The organism is Pseudomonas sp. CJQ_9 (assembly GCF_043106615.1).
GTDB classification, from domain to species: Bacteria; Pseudomonadota; Gammaproteobacteria; order Pseudomonadales; family Pseudomonadaceae; genus Aquipseudomonas; species Aquipseudomonas juntendi.
Genome location: NZ_JBICMS010000099.1, coordinates 18,852 through 41,408 on the forward strand (window position 1 = coordinate 18,852; position 22,557 = coordinate 41,408).

The 22,557-nt window shown below is 61.9% G+C and carries 26 protein-coding genes; 12 read left to right on the forward strand and 14 right to left on the reverse strand.

Annotated elements, in window-relative coordinates:
- Positions 1-64 precede the first annotated feature (64 nt).
- Positions 65-1,399, reverse strand: a complete 1,335-nt coding sequence (locus ACF8SD_RS21015; protein WP_173888570.1) for a lysine N(6)-hydroxylase/L-ornithine N(5)-oxygenase family protein — start codon at positions 1,397-1,399, stop codon at positions 65-67.
- Positions 1,400-1,572: 173 nt separating this feature from the next.
- Between ACF8SD_RS21015 and ACF8SD_RS21020 the strand changes: the two genes are divergently transcribed.
- On the forward strand, positions 1,573-2,019 hold the full coding sequence (locus ACF8SD_RS21020; RefSeq protein WP_392484459.1) for a hypothetical protein: 447 nt from the start codon (positions 1,573-1,575) through the stop codon (positions 2,017-2,019).
- A gap of 30 nt (positions 2,020-2,049) precedes the next feature.
- On the opposite strand, the gene pbpG is transcribed toward ACF8SD_RS21020, so the two are convergent.
- Both pbpG and ACF8SD_RS21030 read right to left on the reverse strand, forming a co-directional pair.
- Positions 2,050-2,976, reverse strand: a complete 927-nt coding sequence (gene pbpG / locus ACF8SD_RS21025; RefSeq protein WP_029887028.1) for a D-alanyl-D-alanine endopeptidase — start codon at positions 2,974-2,976, stop codon at positions 2,050-2,052.
- A 282-nt stretch (positions 2,977-3,258) separates the two neighbouring features.
- On the reverse strand, positions 3,259-3,933 hold the full coding sequence (locus ACF8SD_RS21030) for a polysaccharide lyase family 7 protein (RefSeq protein ID WP_173888574.1): 675 nt from the start codon (positions 3,931-3,933) through the stop codon (positions 3,259-3,261).
- 226 nt (positions 3,934-4,159) lie between these two features.
- Here ACF8SD_RS21030 and ACF8SD_RS21035 point away from each other — a divergent pair, with 226 nt between their 5' ends.
- Entirely contained in the window at positions 4,160-4,480 is a 321-nt protein-coding gene (locus ACF8SD_RS21035; RefSeq protein ID WP_173888577.1) for a DUF1654 domain-containing protein, read from the forward strand.
- A gap of 38 nt (positions 4,481-4,518) precedes the next feature.
- Here the strand turns inward: ACF8SD_RS21035 and ACF8SD_RS21040 are convergent, their stop codons facing one another.
- Entirely contained in the window at positions 4,519-5,343 is an 825-nt protein-coding gene (locus ACF8SD_RS21040; protein WP_173888579.1) for a S24 family peptidase, read from the reverse strand.
- 158 nt (positions 5,344-5,501) lie between these two features.
- Between ACF8SD_RS21040 and ACF8SD_RS21045 the strand changes: the two genes are divergently transcribed.
- Positions 5,502-5,885, forward strand: a complete 384-nt coding sequence (locus tag ACF8SD_RS21045; RefSeq protein WP_173888581.1) for a chemotaxis protein — start codon at positions 5,502-5,504, stop codon at positions 5,883-5,885.
- Positions 5,886-5,909: 24 nt separating this feature from the next.
- Here the strand turns inward: ACF8SD_RS21045 and ACF8SD_RS21050 are convergent, their stop codons facing one another.
- Both ACF8SD_RS21050 and ACF8SD_RS21055 read right to left on the reverse strand, forming a co-directional pair.
- The gene (locus tag ACF8SD_RS21050; protein WP_054905061.1) at positions 5,910-6,092 is read right to left on the reverse strand and encodes a hypothetical protein; all 183 of its coding nucleotides are present in this window, start codon (positions 6,090-6,092) and stop codon (positions 5,910-5,912) included.
- 94 nt (positions 6,093-6,186) lie between these two features.
- Positions 6,187-6,534, reverse strand: coding sequence for a hypothetical protein (locus ACF8SD_RS21055; RefSeq protein WP_009686467.1), 348 nt, complete (start codon positions 6,532-6,534; stop codon positions 6,187-6,189).
- 159 nt (positions 6,535-6,693) lie between these two features.
- Between ACF8SD_RS21055 and ACF8SD_RS21060 the strand changes: the two genes are divergently transcribed.
- Positions 6,694-7,515 (forward strand): shikimate 5-dehydrogenase, encoded by an 822-nt coding sequence (locus ACF8SD_RS21060; protein ID WP_392484460.1) that lies wholly within the window; start codon positions 6,694-6,696, stop codon positions 7,513-7,515.
- Positions 7,516-7,590: 75 nt separating this feature from the next.
- Here the strand turns inward: ACF8SD_RS21060 and ACF8SD_RS21065 are convergent, their stop codons facing one another.
- The 3 genes from ACF8SD_RS21065 to ACF8SD_RS21075 all read right to left on the reverse strand — a co-directional run bounded on the left by ACF8SD_RS21065 (position 7,591) and on the right by ACF8SD_RS21075 (position 9,045).
- On the reverse strand, positions 7,591-7,833 hold the full coding sequence (locus ACF8SD_RS21065; protein WP_173888585.1) for a hypothetical protein: 243 nt from the start codon (positions 7,831-7,833) through the stop codon (positions 7,591-7,593).
- A gap of 98 nt (positions 7,834-7,931) precedes the next feature.
- Complete coding sequence (gloA, locus tag ACF8SD_RS21070) at positions 7,932-8,459, reverse strand: lactoylglutathione lyase (protein WP_173888586.1); 528 nt, start codon at positions 8,457-8,459, stop codon at positions 7,932-7,934.
- Positions 8,460-8,685: 226 nt separating this feature from the next.
- Complete coding sequence (locus ACF8SD_RS21075) at positions 8,686-9,045, reverse strand: histone-like nucleoid-structuring protein, MvaT/MvaU family (protein WP_054905064.1); 360 nt, start codon at positions 9,043-9,045, stop codon at positions 8,686-8,688.
- A 351-nt stretch (positions 9,046-9,396) separates the two neighbouring features.
- Between ACF8SD_RS21075 and ACF8SD_RS21080 the strand changes: the two genes are divergently transcribed.
- Entirely contained in the window at positions 9,397-10,686 is a 1,290-nt protein-coding gene (locus tag ACF8SD_RS21080; RefSeq protein WP_392484461.1) for an OprD family porin, read from the forward strand.
- Positions 10,687-10,754: 68 nt separating this feature from the next.
- Entirely contained in the window at positions 10,755-11,504 is a 750-nt protein-coding gene (cobF, locus tag ACF8SD_RS21085) for a precorrin-6A synthase (deacetylating) (protein WP_392484462.1), read from the forward strand.
- Positions 11,505-11,565: 61 nt separating this feature from the next.
- Here the strand turns inward: cobF and ACF8SD_RS21090 are convergent, their stop codons facing one another.
- Both ACF8SD_RS21090 and ACF8SD_RS21095 read right to left on the reverse strand, forming a co-directional pair.
- Positions 11,566-11,916: a response regulator gene (locus tag ACF8SD_RS21090; protein ID WP_392484463.1), complete on the reverse strand. Its 351-nt coding sequence runs from the start codon at positions 11,914-11,916 to the stop codon at positions 11,566-11,568.
- 82 nt (positions 11,917-11,998) lie between these two features.
- Positions 11,999-12,166, reverse strand: a complete 168-nt coding sequence (locus ACF8SD_RS21095) for a hypothetical protein (RefSeq protein WP_156326363.1) — start codon at positions 12,164-12,166, stop codon at positions 11,999-12,001.
- Here ACF8SD_RS21095 and ACF8SD_RS21100 point away from each other — a divergent pair.
- From ACF8SD_RS21100 to ACF8SD_RS21120, 5 genes are read left to right on the forward strand one after another with little or no spacing between them, the layout of a single operon-like run.
- Entirely contained in the window at positions 12,165-15,632 is a 3,468-nt protein-coding gene (locus tag ACF8SD_RS21100; protein ID WP_173888594.1) for a response regulator, read from the forward strand. The two genes, ACF8SD_RS21095 and ACF8SD_RS21100, sit on opposite strands and share 2 nt — an antisense overlap.
- A complete protein-coding gene (locus tag ACF8SD_RS21105) occupies positions 15,629-16,450 on the forward strand; it encodes a protein-glutamate O-methyltransferase CheR (RefSeq protein WP_173888596.1) in 822 nt (273 codons plus the stop codon). The genes ACF8SD_RS21100 and ACF8SD_RS21105 overlap by 4 nt, the downstream gene beginning before the upstream one ends.
- Positions 16,447-17,022: a chemotaxis protein CheB gene (locus ACF8SD_RS21110; RefSeq protein ID WP_392484464.1), complete on the forward strand. Its 576-nt coding sequence runs from the start codon at positions 16,447-16,449 to the stop codon at positions 17,020-17,022. Before ACF8SD_RS21105 ends, ACF8SD_RS21110 begins: the two co-directional genes overlap by 4 nt.
- Positions 17,016-18,242 (forward strand): ATP-binding protein, encoded by a 1,227-nt coding sequence (locus ACF8SD_RS21115; protein ID WP_392484465.1) that lies wholly within the window; start codon positions 17,016-17,018, stop codon positions 18,240-18,242. The genes ACF8SD_RS21110 and ACF8SD_RS21115 overlap by 7 nt, the downstream gene beginning before the upstream one ends.
- Before the next feature lie 45 nt (positions 18,243-18,287).
- A complete protein-coding gene (locus tag ACF8SD_RS21120) occupies positions 18,288-18,665 on the forward strand; it encodes a response regulator (protein ID WP_009686481.1) in 378 nt (125 codons plus the stop codon).
- A gap of 48 nt (positions 18,666-18,713) precedes the next feature.
- On the opposite strand, the gene ACF8SD_RS21125 is transcribed toward ACF8SD_RS21120, so the two are convergent.
- From ACF8SD_RS21125 to ACF8SD_RS21135, 3 genes are read right to left on the reverse strand one after another with little or no spacing between them, the layout of a single operon-like run.
- Positions 18,714-19,295: a TetR/AcrR family transcriptional regulator gene (locus ACF8SD_RS21125; RefSeq protein ID WP_173888602.1), complete on the reverse strand. Its 582-nt coding sequence runs from the start codon at positions 19,293-19,295 to the stop codon at positions 18,714-18,716.
- 12 nt (positions 19,296-19,307) lie between these two features.
- Positions 19,308-20,156 (reverse strand): 3-hydroxybutyryl-CoA dehydrogenase, encoded by an 849-nt coding sequence (locus ACF8SD_RS21130; protein WP_173888603.1) that lies wholly within the window; start codon positions 20,154-20,156, stop codon positions 19,308-19,310.
- A 12-nt stretch (positions 20,157-20,168) separates the two neighbouring features.
- Positions 20,169-21,353 carry an acetyl-CoA C-acyltransferase family protein gene (locus ACF8SD_RS21135; RefSeq protein ID WP_173888605.1) on the reverse strand — a complete coding sequence of 395 codons (1,185 nt, stop codon included), beginning with the start codon at positions 21,351-21,353 and terminating at the stop codon, positions 20,169-20,171.
- A 170-nt stretch (positions 21,354-21,523) separates the two neighbouring features.
- Between ACF8SD_RS21135 and ACF8SD_RS21140 the strand changes: the two genes are divergently transcribed.
- A complete protein-coding gene (locus ACF8SD_RS21140) occupies positions 21,524-22,534 on the forward strand; it encodes an AraC family transcriptional regulator (protein ID WP_173888607.1) in 1,011 nt (336 codons plus the stop codon).
- The last annotated feature ends 23 nt before the right edge of the window (positions 22,535-22,557 follow it).

Sequence of the window (22,557 nt, forward strand, 5' to 3'; positions counted from 1 at the left end):
TCAAACGACAAAGCCGACCTGCGCAGGGGCGTCAGGTCGGCCTGTACGGCGCGTGTTGTGGCGGTCAGGCGCTGGTCAGGGCCACTGCCGCAGAAGGTTTGCCGTGCAGCTGTGCGAGGTCCTGGTACAGGGCCCTGGCGATCTCCGCGGCACGTGTCGGCAGCACCGAGAGCAGGGTGTCGCTCAGCCCGTGGCTGTTTTCGCAGAAGCCCTGCAGGTATACCGAGGCTTGCAGGTCGGGGCTGGCCAGCACGCGGTAGTTGCGGTCGACGCTGAAGTCGCCCAGGTACCCGGCCAGGGGTGCCAGCAGGTCGCGGTGCGAGCGGCGTTCGTAGCCAGTGGCGAGAATCACGGCATCGTAACGGTGCGTTTGCTGCTGGTCGGTGGCAAGGTCACGCAAAGTCAGCTCCAGGCCCTCGCGGGTGGCGACCACGGCTTCGACCTGGCGGCGGCACAAGACGTTGTGGCGATACTGGTGGGCGACTTTTTGCCGGTAGAGGATGCCGTAGATGCGCTCGATCAGGTTGAGGTCGACCACCGAGTAGTTGGTGTTGTGGTACTCGCCCAGCAGCTTGCTGCGCTGCTCGGCAGGCTCGTTGAAGACCAGGTCGGTGTAGTCCGGCGAGAAGATCTCGTTGACGAACGGGCTGTCGTCGGCGGGCTTGAGGGCCGAGCCGCGCAGGATCATGTCGACTTTGACCGAAGGGTAGCTGTCGTTGAGGTCGATGAACGCCTCGGCGGCGCTCTGCCCCGAGCCGATCACGGCGATGCGCATCGGGGCGCCCTGCGTGCACGGCAGTTTGTTCAGGCTGCTCAGGTACTGAGAATGGTGGAACACCCGCGGGTCATCCTTGAAGGCACCGAACTTCGCCGGAATTTTCGGTGTGCCGCCGCTGCCGACCACTACCGAGCGGGTGCGGCGGCTGTATTCGCGGCCTTGCGCATCACGCGACACCAGGCGCAGGTGCTCGACCCGGCCGCCCTGTACCTGCGGCTCGATCCGCAGCACCTGCTGGCCATAGACGGCCTGGCCGGCGAAATGTTCGGCTGCCCAGCGCAGGTAGTCGTTGTACTCCAGACGGCAGGGGTAGAAAGTGCCCAGGTTGATGAAGTCGGCCAGGCGTTGTTTCTGGTGCAGGTAATTGACGAAACTGTAGGGGCTGGTGGGGTTACGCAGCGACACCAGGTCTTTCAGGAACGAGATCTGCAGCTCGCTTTGTGTCGCCAGGGTTTCACCGTGCCAGCGGTAGTCCTGTTGCTTGTCGATGAACAGCGCGTCCAGGGCATGGCCTTGTGACTCTGCCAGTTCCTCCAGGGCTATGGCCAAGGCCAGGTTGGAAGGGCCGAAGCCCACGCCGATCAGATCTTTGATGGTGTCCTGCTGTATGGGCTGGCTCATGATGGTGATTCCCTGAATGCTCGAATAGGCACGCCCGCCGGGGCTTCGGCCGCTGTGCAAGTACATGAGGTGGAACGAGCCAGCCGACAGGGAATTTAATTGGGCTAAAGCGCGGCGCGAATTGGCCGATAGGGTGGTTAACGCAAAGACCGATCTTTCAGACAGGGACCGACATGGCCGTCATCACAGCTGGCAACCTCATGATCAATGGCGTATCGGCGCAGGTGCTCAGCGCCAATGCCGCCGCAGAACGCGATCAGGCCAAGCAGGCCGGCGAAGCGGTGGGCCCGCTGCAAATCAGCAGCGACAGCCTCAAGGTATCCGCGGGTAGCCAGGCACAGTCAACGGCTACAGCGGACAGCGGTGAGTCGGAGGCGGTAAGCGAGCTGCGGCAGTTGATCAAGGACTTGCAGAAGCAACTGGCCGAGGAGCAGAAGCAGCTTGCCGCGTTGCAGAACAGCAAGATGGATGAGACGTCCAAGGCGGCTGCGGTAGGTGCCAAGCAGGCAAGCATCGCTACCCTCAACGGTCAGATCATGGCCGCTACCGCGCAGTTGCTGGAGCTGCTGCAGCAAGAGGGTGGCAGCAGCTCGGGCGGGATGGTCAGCGCCACGGCCTGACGGCGCCATGGCCTGTTGCTTCGGGCCTGTTTACTCGGCCGCCACCCGCCCTTTGCCCTGGCGATCCGCCTTGTACTGCATGGCCACGGCCGGCGCTGGTTTGGCTGCACCGGTTTCCAGCCATTGGCGCAGGCGGCTGGCATCGGCGAAATGCGTGTACTTGCCGAAGGCATCCAGGATGACCATGGCCACAGGGCGGTTATCCATTCGGGTCAACAGCACCAGGCAATGCCCGGCTTCGTTGGTAAAACCGGTCTTGGTCAGCTTGATGTCCCAGTTGCTCTTGTTCACCAGGTGGTCGGTGTTACGGAACCCCAGGGTGTAATTGGGCTTGCGGAAGGCCACGGTCTTTTCGCGGGTGGTCGACAGCTCGCTCAGCATAGGGTACTTGCGCGAGGCCATCAGCAGCTTGGACAGGTCGCGGGCAGTCGACACGTTCTGCGTCGAAAGTCCGGTAGGCTCAACGTAGCGGGTATGGGCCATGCCCAGGCTACGGGCTTTGGCGTTCATTGCTTTGATGAATGCCGGGTAGCCACCGGGGTAGGCATTGGCCAAGCTATTGGCTGCACGGTTTTCCGAAGACATCAAGGTAATCAGCAGGGTCTCGCGGCGATTGAGCTGGCTGCCGGGGCGTACCCTTGAATACACCCCCTTCATCTCCGGGTTGTTGGCGATGGTCATGGTGAGCATCTCATCCATGGGCAGCTTGGCGTCCAGCACCACCATCGCGGTCATCAGTTTGGTCACCGAAGCGATCGGCACCACGCGGTCGGCGTGGTTCGAGTACAGCTCCTGGTTGGTATTGAGGTCGATCAGCAGTGCGCTGCCCGAAGCCAGGTGCAGTTTGGAAGGGTCGCGTTGCACCTTGGCCGGGGGTTGTGCAGCAGCGGTCGACGGCAGCGTCGCGGTACCTGTGAGCAACAGCAGCAGGCTGAGAATGGACAGGGATGTTTTCACGTTGAGGCTCACTAAAGGTTGGTATGTCGTTGGCTGTGCAAGGGTTTTCCCCCAAAAAACCGCTGCATTCTGGAGTATGGCTGAACGGCTGTCGAATGCCTTATATCTAAAGGGCGCAACGTGAACGAAATTTAATCCCGTACCCATTCTGTCCCCTTCATGTGCTGTTCAGAAAGGGCGCCGAGCGGTAATAGAGGTGGGGCAAACTGTACGCTCAGTTCTGATCAGGTCCGGTACCGACCCCATTTACAGGCGGGCCGGCACGGAAAAGGCGTTTGCGCCTCAGCCATGTATCAACGTCAGGTCGCTGATAATGCAGATTGAGCCATCGTCGGCCGGCGTTTGATCGTTGTAGTCGACCTGGTTGTAAACGCCGCCGTGGAATTCGAACAGGCGCGAAGCCCAACTGCCGTCGAGTTGCAAACCGCCTGAAGTACCGGTTGCTCCCTTGCAGGTTGCGGTGACGGTGACCAGGCCCTGTGCCGTGACGTGCAGGCTAATGCCGAACTGCGCACCCAGCGGTACGCCTTTGAGCACCGTCGAATTCACCGGGTCAGCCTGGTCATAGGTTTGGCGAAAGCCCAAGGTGATATCGCCTTTCTTCCAGAACACCTTGAGGGGCGGGCCGTCGTCGCCGTGCACGTGCATCTGGGCAATGACCACCTTCTGCGCTGCGTTGACCTTGGTCAACGTCATGCTTTGACGGCTCCAATGGTCTGCAGCGCTGGCCAGCGTCCAGGAACGGGTTTCGGTCCATTCACAGCGGGTGCGGTGGGTACTCTTGCTCGACGCCCCTTTGGTCGGCGCAGAAAGCTGGATCGAGCCGTCGCTCAGTACTTTGACTACCTCAGGAAAACGGGCGATGGCTTCCTCACCGCCAAGTTCCAGCGCGACGGGATTGGTTGCGGATACTGCCACCGGGGTGGCGATCAACAGGGTGCTGACGTCTACGGCCATGGTAACTCCTCATGAACAGCCAGGTTCCAAGCGCAAGCTGAATGCTGCTGGGCTGAAAAGTTAGCCAGTAGCTAAATTAAGTGTCAATAGCTTAAAGCTAAAATTGTGTTGGGCGTGAAATTACCTGTTGGCGAAAATTTTCAAGACAAGGCCTTTACGCTGCATTTGGCTGTGCGATAAGCTTTCGGCAGATACTGTACAAATATACATATATCAGGATGACAATATGCCTATCCACACAGCGTCGACAATCCCTCAACCCCTGGGCATGTCGGGTGTAGAGCGCCTGAGCCTGCGGGTATCGTCGATGATCAACCACCCTGTGGCACAGACCCAGCGCTGGGTGCTGGTGCATCGCCTGGACAGCGATGGCGACGCGGAATGGGAGGAGGTGATGGGGCTGCTGCTGGACACCCCCGAGCTGGACCTGACCTTCAACCCTGATGGCAGCGTGCTGGTGCGCTGGCAGCGCCACGCCGGCCAGCAGTTTGACGAAGTGAGCGTCGAGCAGGGCTGTGGGTCACTGGCGTCGGCTGCCCCGTTCTGAAACCCCTGCGCCAGGTCGCTGCCGGGGCAGGTTGCGCCTTACACGAGGTGGGCATTCCACACCAGCAGAACCCTGGCCTGGATATAGGTTTCTTCGCGGCGAATCAGGCGGTCCTTGTGCCGTGAGTTGTCGGAAATCATCTCGAAATGATCGTCATCGGCAATCTGCAGACGCTTGATATAGATATGGTCACCCCACGCGAAAAAGTAGATCCCGTCGCCCACGAACTCACGGATGCTCACATCGACGATCAGTGGGTCACGGTGCTTGATGGTGGGCTCCATCGACTGGCCCCAGCCAGTGACCATCTTCAGGTGGTGATGCTCGCTGAATTCCACACCCAGTTCACGCAGGTGGCTGGGGCTGACCCGCACATCCTTGAACATTTCCGGGTAGTCATGGGGGATCTGGCCGCCGCCCATGGCTGCGCGCACATCATAGTGGGCAATCCATACCTCATCACCCACTAGGCCGGGCCGGCCTTGGTCGGCCTGCAGCAATACGGCTTGCGCGGGCTCTGCAGCCGCGGCCAGCAGCCTCTGGCGGGTTTCTTCAGGTATGCCTTTGCCACTTCTTGCCAGCATCTGCCTAACCAGATCGGCCGCGCTCAGCGCGCCGTCGGCAGGCCCGCCCGCGGCCTGCGGGTGATCGCCGGGCGCCAGCGCGTCGAACCAGCCGCGTGGCAAGCCTTCGATACCCTCGATCCGCCGCGCCACGTCGTCGCCCAGGTTCTTGGCGGTCTTGTCCGAGAGAATCTGGCTCAGGTGCGCAGGTGCCATGCCCCAGCGCTCGGCGCAGGCGCCTTTTTTCTGGTCGGCTATCAGCTTGACCAGGTTTTGCTTGCGGATTTCGTAGATGTCCATAAGGCGAAGCATGCCAGTGTTTAGCTGACTGCTAAATGCGCGCATAGCTAAATTTTCCTTGAGGTCAATTTACCTCTAGGCTAAATTAAGTCTGCAAATAATAAAAGCCACAGCGCTGTAATGCGTGGACTGCCCATCACGTCAGTAAAGAGGTTTACATGGATCCCACCGACCTCGGCCCAGGCACCCTCACGTGGCTGGGTGGTACAGGCACCATGTTGCTCGGGGCCTTTCTATGGCTGCGCAAATGGCTGTCCAGAGATGCGGCAGACCGCGCGCTGGACAATGCAGACATTGCGGTCATTCGCCGCCTGACCGAACTGCTCGATAGCGAGCGCGATGCCCGCCGTGAGGCGGAGGCCAAGGCAGACCAGTTCGCCAAGGAGCGTAACGAACTGGTGATCACCGTCGGTCGCTTGCAAGGCAGGGTCGTGGCCCTGACCAGTCAACTGGCCAGGCAAAGGCGTGAAACGACCGACGACCCGCACCCACCAGGAACAGACAAAAAAAAGCCCGCCATTTCGGCGGGCACAAGGGCGTAGGGAGCAACGCACAACAAATTCGGGTCAGGCGGCCAAAGTGCCTGGTTGCAACAGTTCAGCCAATGCGCGGGCTTGGGCGAGGGTCGGCACCGGCCCACTCACAGCCTCGCCGTTGCGCACCAGGTACCAGCAGGCCAACAGGCCTTGTTCACGCAGTGAAACCGGAACAGCGCTGCCGACAACGGACATGATCTGGATAGTGGCCATGGGGACCTCCTGTGAAACATGGGCCTACCATACCCAGCAGCTACCAGGGTTTGAAATCAACGTTGTCGATAGTGGTCATTACTTCTATCAACCCTTACCAGCGTGGCGGGCCGTAATACACCCGTGGCGGGCCGTAGTAGGCCCGGTAGCCTGGCGGTGGCGGAGCCGGCGCATAGTAAGGCTGGTAATAGACGGGCTGTGGTGGCGGTTGCACGTACACCGGTTGCGGCGGGTAGTACACCGGCTGGCGTTCCACATACACCGTACGGTCGTGCCCGCCAGACACCGTCGCGCCAACCACCGCGCCAACCACGGCAGCGCCCAGTAGCGGGCCCGGTCCATACCAACCGCCGCCATGGCCGTAACCACCGTGGGCAGCTGCAGGCCCGCTGATGGCCAAAGCGCCGACCAGCAGGGCGATTCCGGGAATGAGACGGTTCATATCAACCTCGCGAGTAAACCCCCCAAGTGGGGTGTCGCTAATATGACTCCGGTATTTGTCAATTGCGCACAGGGCAATGGTAAAGGTTGTGTAAGGGACGACCAGCGGTTGCCTCTGGTACGCTGCACAAACGTTTCAGTCATGACTCAGGAGCAGGCTATGTCGACAACTCCCGGCAGGGATACCGTGCTGTGCATTTCCCTGGCAGGCCGCCCCGGTACATTCGGCGTGCGCTTTCACAACCACTTGTACCAGCAGTTGGGCCTGGACTTTTACTACAAGGCCATGCGCACCGACGACCTGCCGGCCGCAGTAGCGGGAATTCGGGCCTTGGGTATACGCGGTTGTGGGGTGTCGATGCCTTACAAGGAAGCGTGCATGGCGCTGGTAGACGAGATCGACCCGTCGGCGGCGGCCATCGAATCGGTCAACACCCTGGTGAACACCAACGGTCGCCTCAAAGCCTACAACACCGACTATCTGGCCGTACGCCAGTTGTTGACCCGGCACCAGGTCGACCCGGCAACCGCTTTCGCCCTGCGCGGCAGCGGCGGTATGGCCAAGGCCGTGGCCAGCGCCCTGCGCGATGCCGGCTTTGCCGAAGGCACCATCGTCGCGCGTAATGCACAGGCGGGGCAGCAGCTGGCGGATATGTGCGGCTACCGCTGGCTGCCAGAACTCGGCGATATCTGCCCGCCGATGCTGGTGAATGTGACGCCGATCGGCATGGCGGGGGGCGCAGAAGCTGAAGCGCTGGCGTTTTCGGACATCGCCATTGCAGCTGCAGAGCGGGTGTTCGATGTGGTGGCCATGCCCGCGCAAACACCGTTGATTCGCCGCGCCCAGGCGCTGGGCAAACCGGTGATTACCGGGCTTGAGGTGATTGCGCTGCAGGCGCTGGAGCAGTTCGTGTTGTATACGGGTGTGAGGCCGACGCAAGCGCAAGTCGATGCCGCCGTGGCCTACGCTCGCGATAGCTGATTGCACCAGCAGCGGCCCCTTCGCGGTACAGCAATGGCTTTAGCCGCAAAGAGGCCGCCACAGGCCAGAGCACAGTCAGAACACCTGCTTACCGGCGTCCAGCTGCTGATCCACCAGCGCTCGACCGTGGGCCAGCGACACACGCTGGGCATTCTTCAGGTCAGAGAAAAACTTCATCGGCATCGACAGGCGCCTGCTGGTATGGCCATCAGGGGCAGTGATCAGGCAACCAGCGGCGTAGGGCAGGGGGGATTCCGGATGGGGCATCACGCTGGCGGTAATGGTGTGCTCGCGGTATTCACAGTGAAGGGATTGCATGGTTCTTACCTCGCTGTGGCATAGGAAGCAGTTACCTTCATATACCACGGCGAGGAGGCGATGGTTCCCGCCCCCGACGAACGCGCCGCGACGAACGCTTAGCCTGCGAGGTCGGCCGGCTGAATCACTTCGACCCAGTAGCCATCCGGGTCCTTGATGAAGGCCAGGTGGTTCATGCGCCCGTCCTGCAGGCGTTTCTGGAACGGTACACCCAGCGCTTCGAAGCGCGCACAGGCGACGCGTACATCGGGGACCGACACGCAGATGTGACCAAAGCCGCGCGGGTCGGTATTGCCATTGTGATAGGCGAAATCGGCATCGTTTTCGGTGCCGTGGTTGTGGGTGAGCTCCAGCACGCCCGGGATCGACTTCATCCACTGGTGACGGGCGGCGTCGTCGGCGGGAATCTGCGCCGGGTCGACCAGGGCCAGGAAGTACAGGCTGAAAGCGGCTTCGGGGAAATCACGCTTGTCTACTACGCGAAAGCCCAGCACACGGGTGTAGAAGTCCAGCGACTTTTCGATGTCCTTGACCCGCAGCATGGTGTGGTTGAAGACGAATTGGGCGGTGGCGGCGTCAGGTTGTGCGGTGACACCAGGCAAGGTTTGCAGATCGTGCAGGCTCATGGGAACTCCTGAGGCAGGGCCGGGCACGGGGCGCCGGCAAAACAGACAGGCTGGCCATGATACGTCAGTGCGCCGATTGCGCAAATGAAAGCGCCCTGCACGAATGCAGGGCGCTGGAATTAGAGGCCCGCATGTGCGGGCGCGTGATGGGGTCGCTAGTCCTTTAGCTGCCTCGATACTGAGCCAGCCCTTGTGAAAAAAGTGTGAAGCACGTGTTGATGTTTCATCAGCGGGCCCAGCTTTCCACCTCGGCGGCGCCATACTGCTCTTTCCAGGCTTTGAGGCCCCGGTGGTTGCCGCCTTTGGTCTCGATCCGCTCGCCTGTCTCGGGGTGTGTATAAACCTTCACTACCCGCGGGCGGCGGTGCTGTTTGGGGGCAGGGCTGGTGGCGCGCGCCCCGGCTTTGGGGTCAAGTATGGCTATGACATCGCGCAGGCTTTTGTCGTAGCTTTTCATCAGGTTGACAAGTTTCTGCTCGAACTCGATTTCGCGTTTTAAACCGGCATCCTTTTTCAACGCTTCCAGTTGTGCCATCTGTTCCTGGAGCGCTTTTTCCGCAGCACGAAACTCTGCAAGTCTGGACACTGTAATCACTCCTGTACGTCGGCTGTGGCGGGGCGTGACGAACATTGAAACGCATGAATACGCCGGCCACGCAGGTGGGTTCTACTGTTCGTTGCTATCGAGTGTAGTCACACATCGGGGCGGGGTAAACCGCTAACTTTTTGCAAGTAAGCGGGGAACTTTCGTAGTTGCCCATGCGCGATTCGCCTAAGCTGCCTGGCAAGGCGCTTAGACCATGGTCCAATGGCCCGCGCCAGCGCTATTGCGTGATCATTTCAAAGTATGGCTGGCTGTTGCGTGGTCATGTCCCATCACCGTGGCAAGTCTGTGCCACCGGTTGTCAACCCGTTTTGAATCTGGATGTTTCCCTGCATGTTTGCCCCCTATCCCCTCGCCCCCGGGCGTCGTGTTGCCGGCCTGTTCCTGTTATATGCCGGTGCCAATGCCCAGGCTGCCGGTTTTCTTGAAGACAGCAGTGCCAAGGTTGAAGCACGCACTGTCTACTTCAACCGGGATTTCCGTGACGGCCACAGCAGTTCCGGCCAAGGGGCGTCCAAGCGAGAAGAGTGGGCCCAAGGCTTTATCCTCAATGTACAGTCGGGTTACACCGAAGGCCCGGTAGGCTTCGGTGTGGATGCGCTGGGCATGTTTGGTGTGAAGTTGGACTCCAGCCCCGCCGACAGTAACAGCGGCTTGCTGCCGGCTTCCGGGCACAACCCGCGGCACTCCGCCAACCAGTATGCAAAGATGGGCCTGGCGGCCAAAGTCAAAGTTTCCAACACGGTGCTCAAGTACGGTTCGATGATGCCGGATGTACCCCTGCTCAAGTACAACGATGGCCGCCTGCTGCCGACGATGTTCCAGGGCGCTATGCTGACCTCCGAGGAACGCCGGGACTTGAAGTTCACCTTGGCACGCCTGGATCGGTACACCGCAAGGGATTCAACCGACCGCCAAAACATTCGCGTGCACTGCAAGAACAAGCGTTACGCCTGCGATATCGAAGCCGACCACTTCGACCTCGCCGGGGTCGATTACCGGTTCAACGAGCGTTTCGGTGCCCAGTATCAAGTGGCCAGGCTGGAAAACATCTATCGCCAGCAGTATTTCGGCCTGGTGGCCAGCCACCCGCTGCCGGTAGGTAGCCTTGCCGCCGACCTGCGGCTGATCAAAAGCGACGACATCGGCAACGCCCGCGCTGGCGCGATCGACCACCGCGCCGTCAGCGGCATCCTCGGCTACAGCCTGGGTGGTCACAAGCTCAGTGTCGGCTGGCAGCGCATGTATGGCGACAGCGCCATGCCCTACCTCGATGGCAGCAACCCGTACCTGGTCAACTATGCACAGGTCAATGATTTTGCCGCGGCCCAGGAGCGCTCCTGGCAAGTGCGCTATGACTATGACTTCAACGCGTTGGGTGTGCCAGGCCTGACGTTCTTCACCCGGTACATCAACGGTGACCATATCCAGGTGCCAGGCAGCCATGCCGAAGGCAAGGAGTGGGAGCGCGACAGCGAGCTCAAGTACCAGGTGCAAAGTGGCACGTTCAAGGATGTCAGCGTGCGTTTGCGTAATTCCACCTACCGCAGCAACTATGAGCGCTGGGCGCGGGATATGGACGAAACGCGGGTGATTGTCAGCTACAACTTCTCGCTGCTCTGAACGGGGGCTTTGCCAGCGGCCTGCAGGCGCCCGACAATGGCTGCTGAACAGCGCCGGAGTGCAGCACAATGAAACACCTGTTGTTGATCGGCATCGGCCCGGGTGACCCACGCCAGGTCACGTACGAAGCCGTCGACGGGTTGCGCCAGGCGCACGTGTTCTTCGTGCTCGACAAGGGCAGCGTCAAGAACGAGCTGGTGCAGCTGCGCAAGGCCATCCTACAGCGGTACCGCCCCGAGGGCGGCTATCGGCTGGTTCAGGTGGCCGACCCCTTGCGCGATGGGCAGGCCGACGCGTATGTAGAGGCGGTACAGGACTGGCACGTACAACGTGCAGCGCTGTATGCGCAACTGATCGAACAGGAACTGGGCGACGGCGAAACCGGCGCCTTTCTGCTGTGGGGCGAGCCCACGCTTTATGACAGCACCTTGCGCATCCTCGACCTGGTCTGCGAGCGAGTTGGTGCGCTGCACCTGCAGGTCATTCCAGGCATCAGCAGCGTGCAGGCACTGGCGGCGCGCCACCGTGTTGCGCTCAACCGCATTGGCGAACCGCTGACCGTGCTGCCTGGCAGGCGTCTGGCGGGGCAGGGGAGTATCGACAATGTGGTGGTGATGCTCGATGGGCAGTGCGCGTTCGCGGCTGTCGATGACCCGGCCTTGACGATTTACTGGGGCGCTTACCTGGGCACGGCTGACGAACGGCTGATCGCCGGGCCGCTGCAGGCGGTGAAGGCGCAGATTCTTGAAGTGCGTGCGCGGGAAAGGGCGCGCAAAGGGTGGATCATGGACACCTACCTGTTGCGCAGGGAGCTGTAACGGGCACCGTATTGTCGGCCCCTGCGCTACCTGCGCGCTGGTCAAGCGGGCGTCGCCGATTTCAGGCGGGGGGGAGAATAGCCGTCACCTTGTCGCGCAACTGGTCGATGCTGAACGGCTTGCCGATCATGTGCATGTCGTCCGGCACAGCAATGTTTTCGGCGTAGCCACTGGCGAACAGTACCGGCAACAGTGGCCGCAGCTCGCGTGCCTTGGCCGCCAGCTCCTCGCCGCGCATGTCTGGCAGGCCCACATCCGTCATCATCAGCGCCAACGGCTTGCTCGGGTCTTCCAGCACCTGGAGCGCCGCGGTGGCATCTTCCGCCTCGATCACCGAGTAGCCCAACTCATCGAGCACTTCGACCACCAGCATACGTACGATGTCGTCGTCTTCGACTACCAAAAGGTGCATGGTTCGGGTCCTGTGCAATTGAATGTCTATGATCTGTGCACAAGGCGACAGCAGAAGTTCCCGAGGATACCGATACTTGCAATCAGATGGAACGATTGGCGCACAGCACTTTCAAATACTGGCTAAATGCCCTGCCAGAGCCGTCAAAGCTGGTTAGACTTCGCTTGTCGGCACGGCGCAGCGGCACATAACCATAACGATTGTTCCGCCACTCTTTCTCATGGATTTTCTTGCTCGGGCGTTTTCTCATGATTCAAGCAGCCTCGATGGACCAGCGCAGCTTCCGCAAGTTGTTGAGCCGCAATATCGGCCTTCCTCTGGGTGTGGGCCTGCTGGGGGCCGTGGCCTTCGTTGCGGTGATCAACTACCTGCTCTCGGCCATGCAATGGGTCGAACACACCGACCGGGTCATTGGCAATGCCAACGAAGCGGTGAAGCTGTCGATCGACATGGAAACCGGCATGCGCGGCTTCCTGCTGACGGGTGACGAGCGCTTCCTCGACCCCTATGAGGTGGCCAAGCCGCGCATTCTCAGCAGCTTGCAGGGCCTGCGCGGTATGGTCGAGGACAACCCGCAGCAAGTCGACCGTATCGACCGGCTGATAGCCTTGCAGCAAGCCTGGAATGACTTCGGCAGCGGCATGATCACCCTGCGCCGCAATGACGGCCCCTACCGGGAGCTGATCGGTAACGGCCGCGGCAAGCGCCTGACTGACGAGATTCGCAAGGAATTCGCCGACCTCATTGCCACCGAACAACAGTTGCGCATGGCGCGCAACGAGAAGGTCAGCACCGTCACCGTCACCTCTATTTCGGCGTTCGTGCTGCTGATCGTTGGCCTCAGCGCCTTGCTGGCCTACCTGGGGCGCCGCGATCTGTTGGCGTTGTCCAGCAGTTACGACGACAACCTCAAGGCCCAGCAACGTTCTGCCGAGCGCCTGGAGCACCAGGCCTGGCTGCGCAACGGCCAGACCCAGCTGGCTCAACAAGTGCTTGGCCAGCTGACCCTGAACATGCTCGGCGACAACATTCTGCGGTTCTTTGCCTCTTACCTGGGCAGTGTGGTCGGGGCGTTGTACGTGCGCGACGAGCATGGCCGGCTGGTACGCGTTGCCTGCTATGGTCTGGATGCCGAACAGCAGGCGCGCGAGCAGGTACTGGGTGATGGTGAGGGCCTGCTGGCCCAGGCCGTGCGTGAAGGGCGGCTGCTGCGCCTGGACGACCTGCCGCAAGACTACTTCCAGCTCAGCTCCGGCCTGGGCAAGGGCTTGCCACGCAGTGCGCTGCTGATGCCGGCCAGCGACGGCGGGCAGATCAACGGCGTGCTCGAACTGGGCTTCCTGCGGCCGTTGCAGGCGCGGGACGATGAACTGCTGCAGCGCGTGGAGGGCAACCTGGGGATGTCCATCGAAAGCGCCCGTTACCGGCAGCGCTTGCAGGAAGTTCTGGCCGAAACCCAGCAATTGAACGAAGAGTTGCAGGTGCAGCAGGAAGAGCTCAAAACAGCCAATGAAGAACTGGAGGAGCAGTCCCGCGTGCTCAAGGAGTCCCAGGCCCACCTGGAAACCCAGCAAGCGGAACTGGAGCAGACCAACGAGCAGTTGTCCGACCGCACCGAAGCGCTCGACCGCAAGAACGAGGAACTGATTCACGCCCAGGAAGAGCTGCAGGCGCGCGCCGATGAGTTGCTGCGTTCGAGCAAGTACAAGTCCGAATTCCTCGCCAACATGTCTCACGAACTGCGCACACCGTTGAACAGCTCGCTGATTCTGGCCAAGCTGCTGGCCGAGAACGGTGAAGGCAACCTCAGCGCTGAGCAGGTCAAGTTCGCCGAGTCGATCTACTCGGCCGGCAACGACCTGCTCAACCTGATCAACGATATCCTCGATATCGCCAAGGTCGAGGCCGGCAAGCTTGAAGTGCGACCTGAAACCACCCACTTGGAGCGCCTGGTCGAAGGCCTGCGTGACATGTTCGAGCCGTTGGCGGGGCAAAAGGGGCTGGCCTTCGAGGTCACCGCCCAGGCTCAGGTGCCCGCCACCCTGTTCACCGACCGCCAGCGACTGGAGCAGATCCTCAAGAACCTGCTGTCCAACGCGATCAAGTTCACCGAGCGCGGCCAGGTCAGCCTGAACATCGGCTACCAGCCGGACAGCGGCATCGTGTTTGCCGTGCGCGATAGCGGTATTGGCATCGCTGCCGACCAGCAGCAGGCAATTTTCGGTGCGTTCCACCAGGTCGATGGCACCAGCAACCGCCGGTATGGCGGGACTGGGCTGGGGCTGTCGATTTCCCGCGACCTTGCCCATTTGCTTGGCGGGCAGATCAGTGTCGAGAGCAGCCCCGGGCAGGGCAGTGTGTTCAGCCTGGTATTACCCGAACGCTACGAGAACCCGGAGCAGGAGGTCGAGCCCCTCAGCCTGCGCCCGGCGGTCGATACCCTGCCGCCAGTACCACAGCTCGCCACTGCCCAGGCGCCGAAGGTGCCGCTGCTGGCCTTCACCGACGACCGTGACCGGGCGCCCTTCAGTAACCGCTGCATCCTGGTAATCGAAGACGAGCCGAACTTCGCCCGCATTCTCTTCGACCTGGCCCACGAACTGGGTTACAGCTGCCTGGTGGCGCACGCTGCCGACGAAGGGTTCGAGCTGGCAGCCCGGTTCATACCCGATGCGATCCTGCTGGACATGCGCCTGCCCGACCATTCCGGCCTGACCGTGCTGCAACGCCTGAAGGAGCAGGCAGATACCCGGCACATTCCGGTGCATATCATTTCCGTCGAGGACCGTGTCGAGGCCGCCATGCACATGGGGGCAGTGGGCTACGCGGTCAAACCCACCAGCCGCGAAGAGCTCAAGGAAGTATTCGCGCGCCTGGAGGCCAAGCTCACGCAGAAGCTCAAGCACATTCTGCTGGTGGAAGATGACGACCTGCAGCGCGAAAGCATCGCCCGCCTGATCGGTGACGACGACGTCGAGATCACCGCCGTAGGCATGGCGCAGGAGGCCTTGGCACTGCTGCGGGAAAACATCTACGACTGCATGATCATCGACCTCAAGCTGCCAGACATGCTCGGCAACGAACTGCTCAAGCGCATGACTGCCGAAGATATCCGCGCCTTCCCGCCAGTGATCGTGTATACCGGCCGCAACCTGACCCGCGAAGAAGAAACCGACCTGCTCAAGTACTCGCGCTCGATCATCATCAAGGGCGCCCGCTCACCCGAGCGGCTGCTCGACGAAGTGACGCTGTTCCTGCACAAGGTCGAGTCGCAGTTGTCCAACGAACGCCAGCGTATGCTGAAAACGGCGCGCAGCCGCGACAAAGTGTTCGAGGGGCGCAAGGTGCTGCTGGTAGACGACGATGTGCGTAATATCTTCGCCCTGACCAGTGCACTGGAGCACAAGGGCGCGATCGTCGAGATCGGCCGTAACGGCCGCGAGGCGATCGAGCGCCTGGAGCAGCATGACGACATCGACCTGGTACTGATGGATGTGATGATGCCGGAGATGGATGGCTTCGAAGCCACCCGGCTGATCCGCCAGCAACCGCGCTGGCGCAAGCTGCCGATCATTGCGGTGACTGCCAAGGCCATGAAAGATGACCAGCACCGTTGCCTGCAGGCCGGTGCCAACGATTACCTGGCCAAACCGATCGACCTGGACCGCCTGTTCTCGCTGATCCGCGTATGGCTGCCGCAACTGGAGCGAATTTGACTAGCGAACGTAACACCGACATCGAGATCCGCTTGCTGATCGAGGCCATCTACCTCAAGTACAGCTATGATTTCCGCAATTATTCCGGCGCTTCGATCAAGCGCCGGATCCTGCATGCGCTGCGCCAGTTCGGTTGCCAGACGGTATCGGCCTTGCAAGAGCGCGTGCTGCACGACCCTGGCATGTTCATGCAGTTGCTGCAGTACCTGACGATACCGGTCAGCGAGATGTTCCGTGACCCGGGCCATTTCCTGGCGCTGCGCAACGAGGTGGTGCCGCTGCTGCGCACCTGGCCATCGATCAAGGTGTGGATCGCCGGGTGCAGTACGGGCGAGGAGGTGTATTCGATGGCCATCCTGCTGCGCGAAGAAGGCCTGCTCGAGCGCACCATCATCTACGCCACCGACATCAACCCGCACTCGCTGGATAAAGCCAAGCAGGGCATCTACTCGATGCAGAACATGCTCGACTACGCCGAGAACTACCGCATCGCCGGTGGCCGCCGGGATTTCGCCGAGTACTACACGGCAGCCTATGGCAACGCGATCATGGACAGCACCCTGCGTGAAAACGTGACCTTCGCCGACCATAGCCTGGCCACCGACAGCGTGTTCTCCGAGACGCAGTTGGTGTCTTGCCGCAATGTGCTGATCTATTTCAACAAGGAGCTGCAGGACCGCGCCCTGGGGCTGTTCCATGAATCACTGTGCCATCGCGGTTTCCTGGTGCTGGGCAGCAAGGAGTCGGTCGATTTTTCCGCTTACAGCGACCGTTTCGAGCCGCTGGTCAAGCCTGAACGGATCTTCCGCAAATCATGAAGGGCGTACAAGCGGTGGTGATCGGCGCGTCGGCCGGCGGGGTGTCCGCGCTGTTCACCGTGCTGGGCGGGTTGCCGTCGGGGTTCGCCATTCCGATAGTGTGTGTGTTGCACCTGCCGGATGACCGCCACAGCCGACTGGCCGAGGTACTGCAACGCCGTCTGCTTCTCCCCGTGTGTGAGGCACGTGACAAGCAACCGCTGCGCCCTGGCCAGATCTACGTGGCCGGGCCTGGCTATCATCTATCGGTAGAACGCGACTTCACCCTGTCGTTGAGCCAGGAGCCACCGGTGCATTTTTCCCGGCCTGCCATCGACTACCTGTTCTATTCCGCGGCCGATGCCTACGGTGCCGGCCTGCTTGGCGTGCTGCTCACCGGTGCCAATGAAGACGGTGCCCAAGGGCTGGCTTACATCAAGAACAGCGGCGGCCGGACCATTGTCCAGGACCCTCGCGACGCACAGGTGGCGCTGATGCCCGAGGCCGCCCTGGCCCTCCATCAGCCCGACCATATTCTTACCTTGAGTGGGATCGAGCAGTTGCTCGCCGCCCTGGAATCCAGCGCATGCTAAGCAACACTATCGCCAAACTGCTGATCGTCGACGACCTGCCAGAAAACCTCTTGGCCCTCGATGCCCTGATACAGGGCGAGGACCGTGAGGTGCACCAGGCCCAGTCTGCCGAAGCCGCCTTGTCGCTGTTGCTCGAACACGAGTTCGCGCTGGCCATTCTCGATGTGCAGATGCCGGGCATGAACGGCTTCGAGCTGGCCGAGCTGATGCGCGGTACCGAAAAAACCCGCCACATCCCCATCGTATTCGTCACCGCAGCCGGGCGTGAAATGAACTACGCCTTCAAGGGCTACGAAAGTGGCGCCGTGGACTTCCTGCACAAACCGCTGGATACCGCGGCAGTGAAGAGCAAGGTGTCGGTGTTCGTCGACCTTTACCGCCAGCGCAAGGTGCTTGACCGCCAGTTGCAGGCGCTGGAGCGTAGCCGCCAGGAGCAGGAAGTGCTGCTGGGCCAGCTGCAGGCGGCGCGCAGTGAGCTGGAGCATGCCGTGCGCATGCGCGATGACTTCATGTCGATCGTGTCCCACGAGGTGCGTACGCCGCTCAACGGGCTGATCCTGGAAACCCAACTGCGCAAGCTGCACCTGGCGCGGGGCAACCTGGCGGCGTTCAGCGCCGACAAGCTTCAGGCCATGGTCGAGCGCGACGAGCGGCAGATCAACAGCCTGATCCGCCTGATCGAAGACATGCTCGATGTTTCGCGCATTCGTACCGGCAAGCTGTCGCTGCGGCCCAAACCGTTCGACCTGAGTGAGCTGGTGCGGCGGTTGGTAGAGAATTTCACCGCCCAGGCCACGGCACTGGATACGTTCATCGAGTTGCAGCATTGCCAGCCACTGCAGGGGGAGTGGGACGAATTTCGGATTGAACAAGTACTGGCCAACCTGTTGTCCAACGCCTTGCGTTATGGTGACCGCAAACCGGTGCATGTAGCGCTGTACGAGCAGGACGGCCTGGCGTGCGTGCAAGTGCAGGACCATGGCATTGGTATCGACATGGCCAACCAGCAACGTATCTTTCAGCAGTTCGAGCGCGTCGCAACGCAGCAGGCTACGGGTGGCCTGGGCTTGGGCCTGTATATATCCGATCAGATCGTGCAAGCCCACGGCGGGCGGATTGTGGTGCAAAGCGAGGTGGGCAAAGGTGCGACCTTCACCCTGCAACTGCCCCTGGCTGCAGTGGAACAACAAAACGACCAGGCGTGGGCAACCTCTGCATAACCCTGGGGTCTGATGGCCAACTGGAAGAATTTTCAAGGCGTTAACATGAGTGAAGATGCACAAGACGTAGTGCTGGTGGTCGAGGACGAACCAGCGATACGCATGATTCTGCGGGACTACCTGGCGGGCGAGGGTTACCACGTGCTGGTCGCCGAGGACGGTGAACAGGCGTTCGCCATTCTGGCCAGCAAGCCGCACCTGGACCTGATGGTGACCGACTTCCGCCTGCCGGGTGGGATCTCCGGGGTGGAAATTGCCGAGCCGGCGGTGAAGCTGCGGCCCGACCTGAAAGTGATCTTCATCAGCGGCTACCCCGCCGAGATCCTAGAGTCCGGTAGCCCGATCACCCGCAAGGCACCGATCCTGGCCAAGCCGTTCGACCTGGATACCTTACACGAGCAGATCCAGGCATTGCTGCGCTGATACCCATCAAGGCCCTGTCGCCGTTGCGCGGTGCAGGGCCGGTGCTGATCAACGCAAGGTCCGCTCCAGCCCGCCCAGCAACATGCTCTCCATCAGCCCCAGCGCTTGCGCTTCAGGCACTGCCTGCAGCGCCTCGGGCAATTGGTTCAGCAGCGTTGCAACCACCTGCGCCGTGGCCACGAAGGCTTGCCCCTGCAGCTTCGCCTGCGGCGCGATCAGCCGCAACAGCCCGGCCTCATAACGCCCGCGCAATTGCCTCAGGCGCGCCTGCTGGGCCTCGCTCAGGCAACAGAAGTCACGCTCAGCCAAACGAAACTGCAGCGGCCGTTCGGCATGCAACTGCCAATGCGCCGTGATCAGGCAGTTCAAGGCTGAAGCGCCGCGGGCCATGGCCCGCCGCCCCTGGTCCAGCAGGGCCTGCAACTCCTCGTACAGTTCCTCGATCAAGTCGAACAGCAGGTCCTGCTTGCTGGGAAAATGGTGGTACAGCGAGCCTGCCGTCAGCCCGACATGCGCGGCCAATTCGCGCATGCTGACCTGGCCAAAACCTTTTTCGGCAAACAGCGCCATGGCCTGTTCACGTCGCTCTTCGAAATTGGCACAACGCATCGCGGCATTGATCGGGGGCATGGCGCTTGAGCCTCAGTAGGTGAAGAAGCCGCGGCCGCTCTTGCGCCCCAGCCAGCCGGCCGCCACCATTTCCTTGAGCAGCGGGGCAGGGCGGTACTTGCTGTCGTTGAAGCCCTCATGGAAGGCCTCCATGATCGCCAGCAAGGTGTCCAGGCCGATCAGGTCGGCCAGCGCCAGCGGGCCGATCGGCTGGTTGCAGCCAAGGCGCATGCCGGTGTCGATGTCCTCGGCGCTGGCCAGTCCTTCCTGGCGCACGAATATCGCCTCGTTGATCATCGGCACCAGGATGCGATTGACCACGAAGCCCGGCCGGTTGCCAGCAGTGATCGGCGTCTTGCCCAGCTTTTCAGTCACCAGCAATGCCTGGGCGTAGGTACTGTCGCTGGTCTGCAGGCCACGAATGATCTCGACCAGCGCCATCATCGGCACCGGGTTGAAAAAGTGCACGCCAATGAAGCGTTCAGGGTGCTCGATGCTGGCGGCCAACTGGGTCACCGACAGCGATGAGGTATTGGTCGCGATCAGGCAATCGGCGGTCACGTTGATTGCCACCTGCTGCAGGATGCGTTGCTTGAGCTGCAGGTTCTCGGTGGCCGCTTCGATCACCATCTGCATCGTTGCCAGCTGGCCATAGTCGGTGCTGGTGCGGATCCGGGTTCTGGCGGCCGCTGCCTGCTCGGCGGCGAGGGTCCCTTTGCTGACCTGGCGCTCGAGGTTCTTGCCCAGCGTTGCCACACCGCGCTCCAAGGCGGCGTCGGCCACGTCCACCAGCAACACCTGGTAGCCTGCCACCGCGCACACTTGGGCGATGCCGTTGCCCATGGTGCCGGCGCCGATCACGGCGATCTGTTCAATGTTCATCTTTCAGTTCCCTCAAACCCGCTCGAAGACCACGGCGATGCCTTGGCCACCACCAATGCACATGGTGGCCAGGGCGTAGCGGCCCTGAATGCGCTGCAATTCATGGATGGCCTTGGTGGCGATGATCGCCCCGGTGGCACCCACCGGGTGGCCCAGGGAAATGCCCGAACCGTTGGGGTTGACCTTTTCCGGGTCGAAGCCCAGTTCGCGGGCCACCGCGCAAGCCTGGGCGGCGAAGGCTTCGTTGGACTCGATCACGTCCAGGTCTTGCACCTTCAGGCCGGTCTTTTCCAGCACTTTGCGGGTGGCCGGGATCGGCCCCAGGCCCATCAACTCGGGCTCCACCCCGGCATGTGCGTAGCCTACCAGCCGGGCCAGTGGCTTGAGGCCCAGGCGCCGCACCGCGTCACCGCTGGCCAGCACCAGGCCAGCAGCGCCGTCGTTGATGCCACTGGCGTTGCCGGCAGTGACGGTGCCGTCTTTCTTGAATACCGGTTTCATGCCGGCCAGTTGCTCGGCGGTGACCTCACCGCGCACATGCTCATCGACACTGAATTGCACGCTGCCTTTGCGGGTTTTGAGTTCCAACGGCACGATCTGGCTGGTGAAGCGGCCCTCGGCAATGGCGCGAGCGGCCCGGCGCTGGCTGGTCAGGGCCAGCTCGTCCTGCATTTCGCGGGTAATGCCCTGGCTGGCCGAGACGTTCTCGGCGGTGATGCCCATGTGGAAGTGCTGGAAGGGGTCGTGCAATACCCCGACGGTGTAGTCGATGCCTTGCAAGTCACCCATCCGCGCGCCCCAACGCGCCTGCGGCAGCAGGTAAGGGCCGCGGCTCATGGACTCGGCGCCAGCGGCAATGGCCACGTCGGTGTCGCCCAGCAGCAGCCCTTGGGCTGCCGAAACAATGGCCTGCAGGCCCGAGCCACACAGGCGGTTGACATTGAATGCCGGCGTTTCCTTGGGGATGCCGGCGTTCATGGCCGCAACCCGCGCCAGGTAGGCATCACGGGGTTCGGTAGGGATCACCGTGCCCATTACCACGTGGCCGACCTGTTCGGCGGCCAGCCCCGAGCGCTCGATGGCGGCGCGGGTGATGGCGCTGGCCAGGTCGGCCAGCGGCAGGTCCTTGAGGGAGCCGCCAAAGCCACCGATGGCTGAACGGACGGCACTGACGACGTAGATTTCTGCGCTGCTCATAGAGGCTCCGATTGCATAGGCATGGCGGGACTGGGCCAGGCTCTGCGAGAATGGCCGGCGAGGTCCCGAAGTGGGTCCGAGTCTAGGCAAAGGCTCTGTTGCAGCCTATGCCGGAACTGTTCAAACAACCTGGCACTTTTTGCCACTCAGCATAGACAGCGAACACCGCCATGCGCGATAGCGATTCGGTCGCCGTGTACTTCCTCAACGCCATGCTGCATGCGCTGCGCGATTGCCCCGCCGAGCGTGACGCGCATTTGCGTGCGGTGGGCATCGACCCGCACCTGCTCGACCAGCCGCAGGCGCGGGTGCCGGCCCGGGCCTTTGCCGAGCTGTGGCTGGCAATGATCCGGCGCCTGGACGATGAGTTCTTCCGCCTCGACAGCCATGGCATGCCGTTGGGCAGTTTCGCCCTGATCTGTCGGGGCCTGATCCTGGAACCCAACTTGGAAAAGGCCCTACGCCAGTGCCTGGCAGGCTTTGGCCTGTTCCTGCACGATCTGCGCGGCAGCCTGACCGTGCGCGGTGGGCGGGCGCTGATCAGCGTGCAGTCGAGCATCGCCGACCCGTTGACGCGGGTGTACGCCGAGGAAACCTACCTGGTGCTGATGGTCGGCCTGCTGTGCTGGCTGGGCGGGCGCAGGGTGGCGATTGACCGGACCGAACTGGCAGTGGCACGCCCAGCCCAGGAGGATGACCTGCTGTTGTGGGGGCCGGACCTGCGCCTGGGCAGCGGGCGTACCGAGGTGGAGTTCGACAGTGCCTGCCTGCGCCTGCCGGTGGTCCAAGACGTGGCGGCACTGAAAACCTTCCTGCACAGCGCACCGCAGGGGCTGGTAATCCGCTTTCGCAACCAGAACGGCCTGGTGGCCGAGGTGTACCGGCATTTACGGGCGCGGGGCTATGGACAGTGGCCAACGTTGGCGTCGCTGGCACAGCAGCAGGGTATCAGTGCCAGCACCTTCCGCCGGCAGTTGGAGCGCGAGGGGCGCTCCTACCAGCAGATCAAGGACGAGGTACGCCGGGCGATGGCTTTCGAGCGCTTGCGCGAAGGCGTGTTGAGCATTGCCGAGATCGCCGAGCAGGCCGGCTTTCAGGAGCCCAGCGCGTTCCACCGGGCGTTCAAGAAATGGACCGGGCAGAGCCCCGGTAGCTACCGCGCGCGATTGGCCGGGCGCTGATCTTGGCCAGTGCCGACCCTGGC

Excerpts from the sequence above, each read along its gene's own strand:
- ACF8SD_RS21015 (WP_173888570.1), bottom strand. The coding sequence starts at position 1,399 with ATGAGCCAGCCCATACAGCAGGACACCATCAAAGATCTGATCGGCGTG.
- ACF8SD_RS21020 (WP_392484459.1), top strand. The coding sequence starts at position 1,573 with ATGGCCGTCATCACAGCTGGCAACCTCATGATCAATGGCGTATCGGCG.
- ACF8SD_RS21030 (WP_173888574.1), bottom strand. The coding sequence starts at position 3,933 with ATGGCCGTAGACGTCAGCACCCTGTTGATCGCCACCCCGGTGGCAGTA.
- ACF8SD_RS21035 (WP_173888577.1), top strand. The coding sequence starts at position 4,160 with ATGCCTATCCACACAGCGTCGACAATCCCTCAACCCCTGGGCATGTCG.
- ACF8SD_RS21040 (WP_173888579.1), bottom strand. The coding sequence starts at position 5,343 with ATGGACATCTACGAAATCCGCAAGCAAAACCTGGTCAAGCTGATAGCC.
- ACF8SD_RS21045 (WP_173888581.1), top strand. The coding sequence starts at position 5,502 with ATGGATCCCACCGACCTCGGCCCAGGCACCCTCACGTGGCTGGGTGGT.
- ACF8SD_RS21050 (WP_054905061.1), bottom strand. The coding sequence starts at position 6,092 with ATGGCCACTATCCAGATCATGTCCGTTGTCGGCAGCGCTGTTCCGGTT.
- ACF8SD_RS21055 (WP_009686467.1), bottom strand. The coding sequence starts at position 6,534 with ATGAACCGTCTCATTCCCGGAATCGCCCTGCTGGTCGGCGCTTTGGCC.
- ACF8SD_RS21060 (WP_392484460.1), top strand. The coding sequence starts at position 6,694 with ATGTCGACAACTCCCGGCAGGGATACCGTGCTGTGCATTTCCCTGGCA.
- ACF8SD_RS21065 (WP_173888585.1), bottom strand. The coding sequence starts at position 7,833 with ATGCAATCCCTTCACTGTGAATACCGCGAGCACACCATTACCGCCAGC.
- gloA (WP_173888586.1), bottom strand. The coding sequence starts at position 8,459 with ATGAGCCTGCACGATCTGCAAACCTTGCCTGGTGTCACCGCACAACCT.
- ACF8SD_RS21080 (WP_392484461.1), top strand. The coding sequence starts at position 9,397 with ATGTTTGCCCCCTATCCCCTCGCCCCCGGGCGTCGTGTTGCCGGCCTG.
- cobF (WP_392484462.1), top strand. The coding sequence starts at position 10,755 with ATGAAACACCTGTTGTTGATCGGCATCGGCCCGGGTGACCCACGCCAG.
- ACF8SD_RS21090 (WP_392484463.1), bottom strand. The coding sequence starts at position 11,916 with ATGCACCTTTTGGTAGTCGAAGACGACGACATCGTACGTATGCTGGTG.
- ACF8SD_RS21100 (WP_173888594.1), top strand. The coding sequence starts at position 12,165 with ATGATTCAAGCAGCCTCGATGGACCAGCGCAGCTTCCGCAAGTTGTTG.
- ACF8SD_RS21095 (WP_156326363.1), bottom strand. The coding sequence starts at position 12,166 with ATGAGAAAACGCCCGAGCAAGAAAATCCATGAGAAAGAGTGGCGGAAC.
- ACF8SD_RS21110 (WP_392484464.1), top strand. The coding sequence starts at position 16,447 with ATGAAGGGCGTACAAGCGGTGGTGATCGGCGCGTCGGCCGGCGGGGTG.
- ACF8SD_RS21115 (WP_392484465.1), top strand. The coding sequence starts at position 17,016 with ATGCTAAGCAACACTATCGCCAAACTGCTGATCGTCGACGACCTGCCA.
- ACF8SD_RS21120 (WP_009686481.1), top strand. The coding sequence starts at position 18,288 with ATGAGTGAAGATGCACAAGACGTAGTGCTGGTGGTCGAGGACGAACCA.
- ACF8SD_RS21125 (WP_173888602.1), bottom strand. The coding sequence starts at position 19,295 with ATGCCCCCGATCAATGCCGCGATGCGTTGTGCCAATTTCGAAGAGCGA.
- ACF8SD_RS21130 (WP_173888603.1), bottom strand. The coding sequence starts at position 20,156 with ATGAACATTGAACAGATCGCCGTGATCGGCGCCGGCACCATGGGCAAC.
- ACF8SD_RS21135 (WP_173888605.1), bottom strand. The coding sequence starts at position 21,353 with ATGAGCAGCGCAGAAATCTACGTCGTCAGTGCCGTCCGTTCAGCCATC.
- ACF8SD_RS21140 (WP_173888607.1), top strand. The coding sequence starts at position 21,524 with ATGCGCGATAGCGATTCGGTCGCCGTGTACTTCCTCAACGCCATGCTG.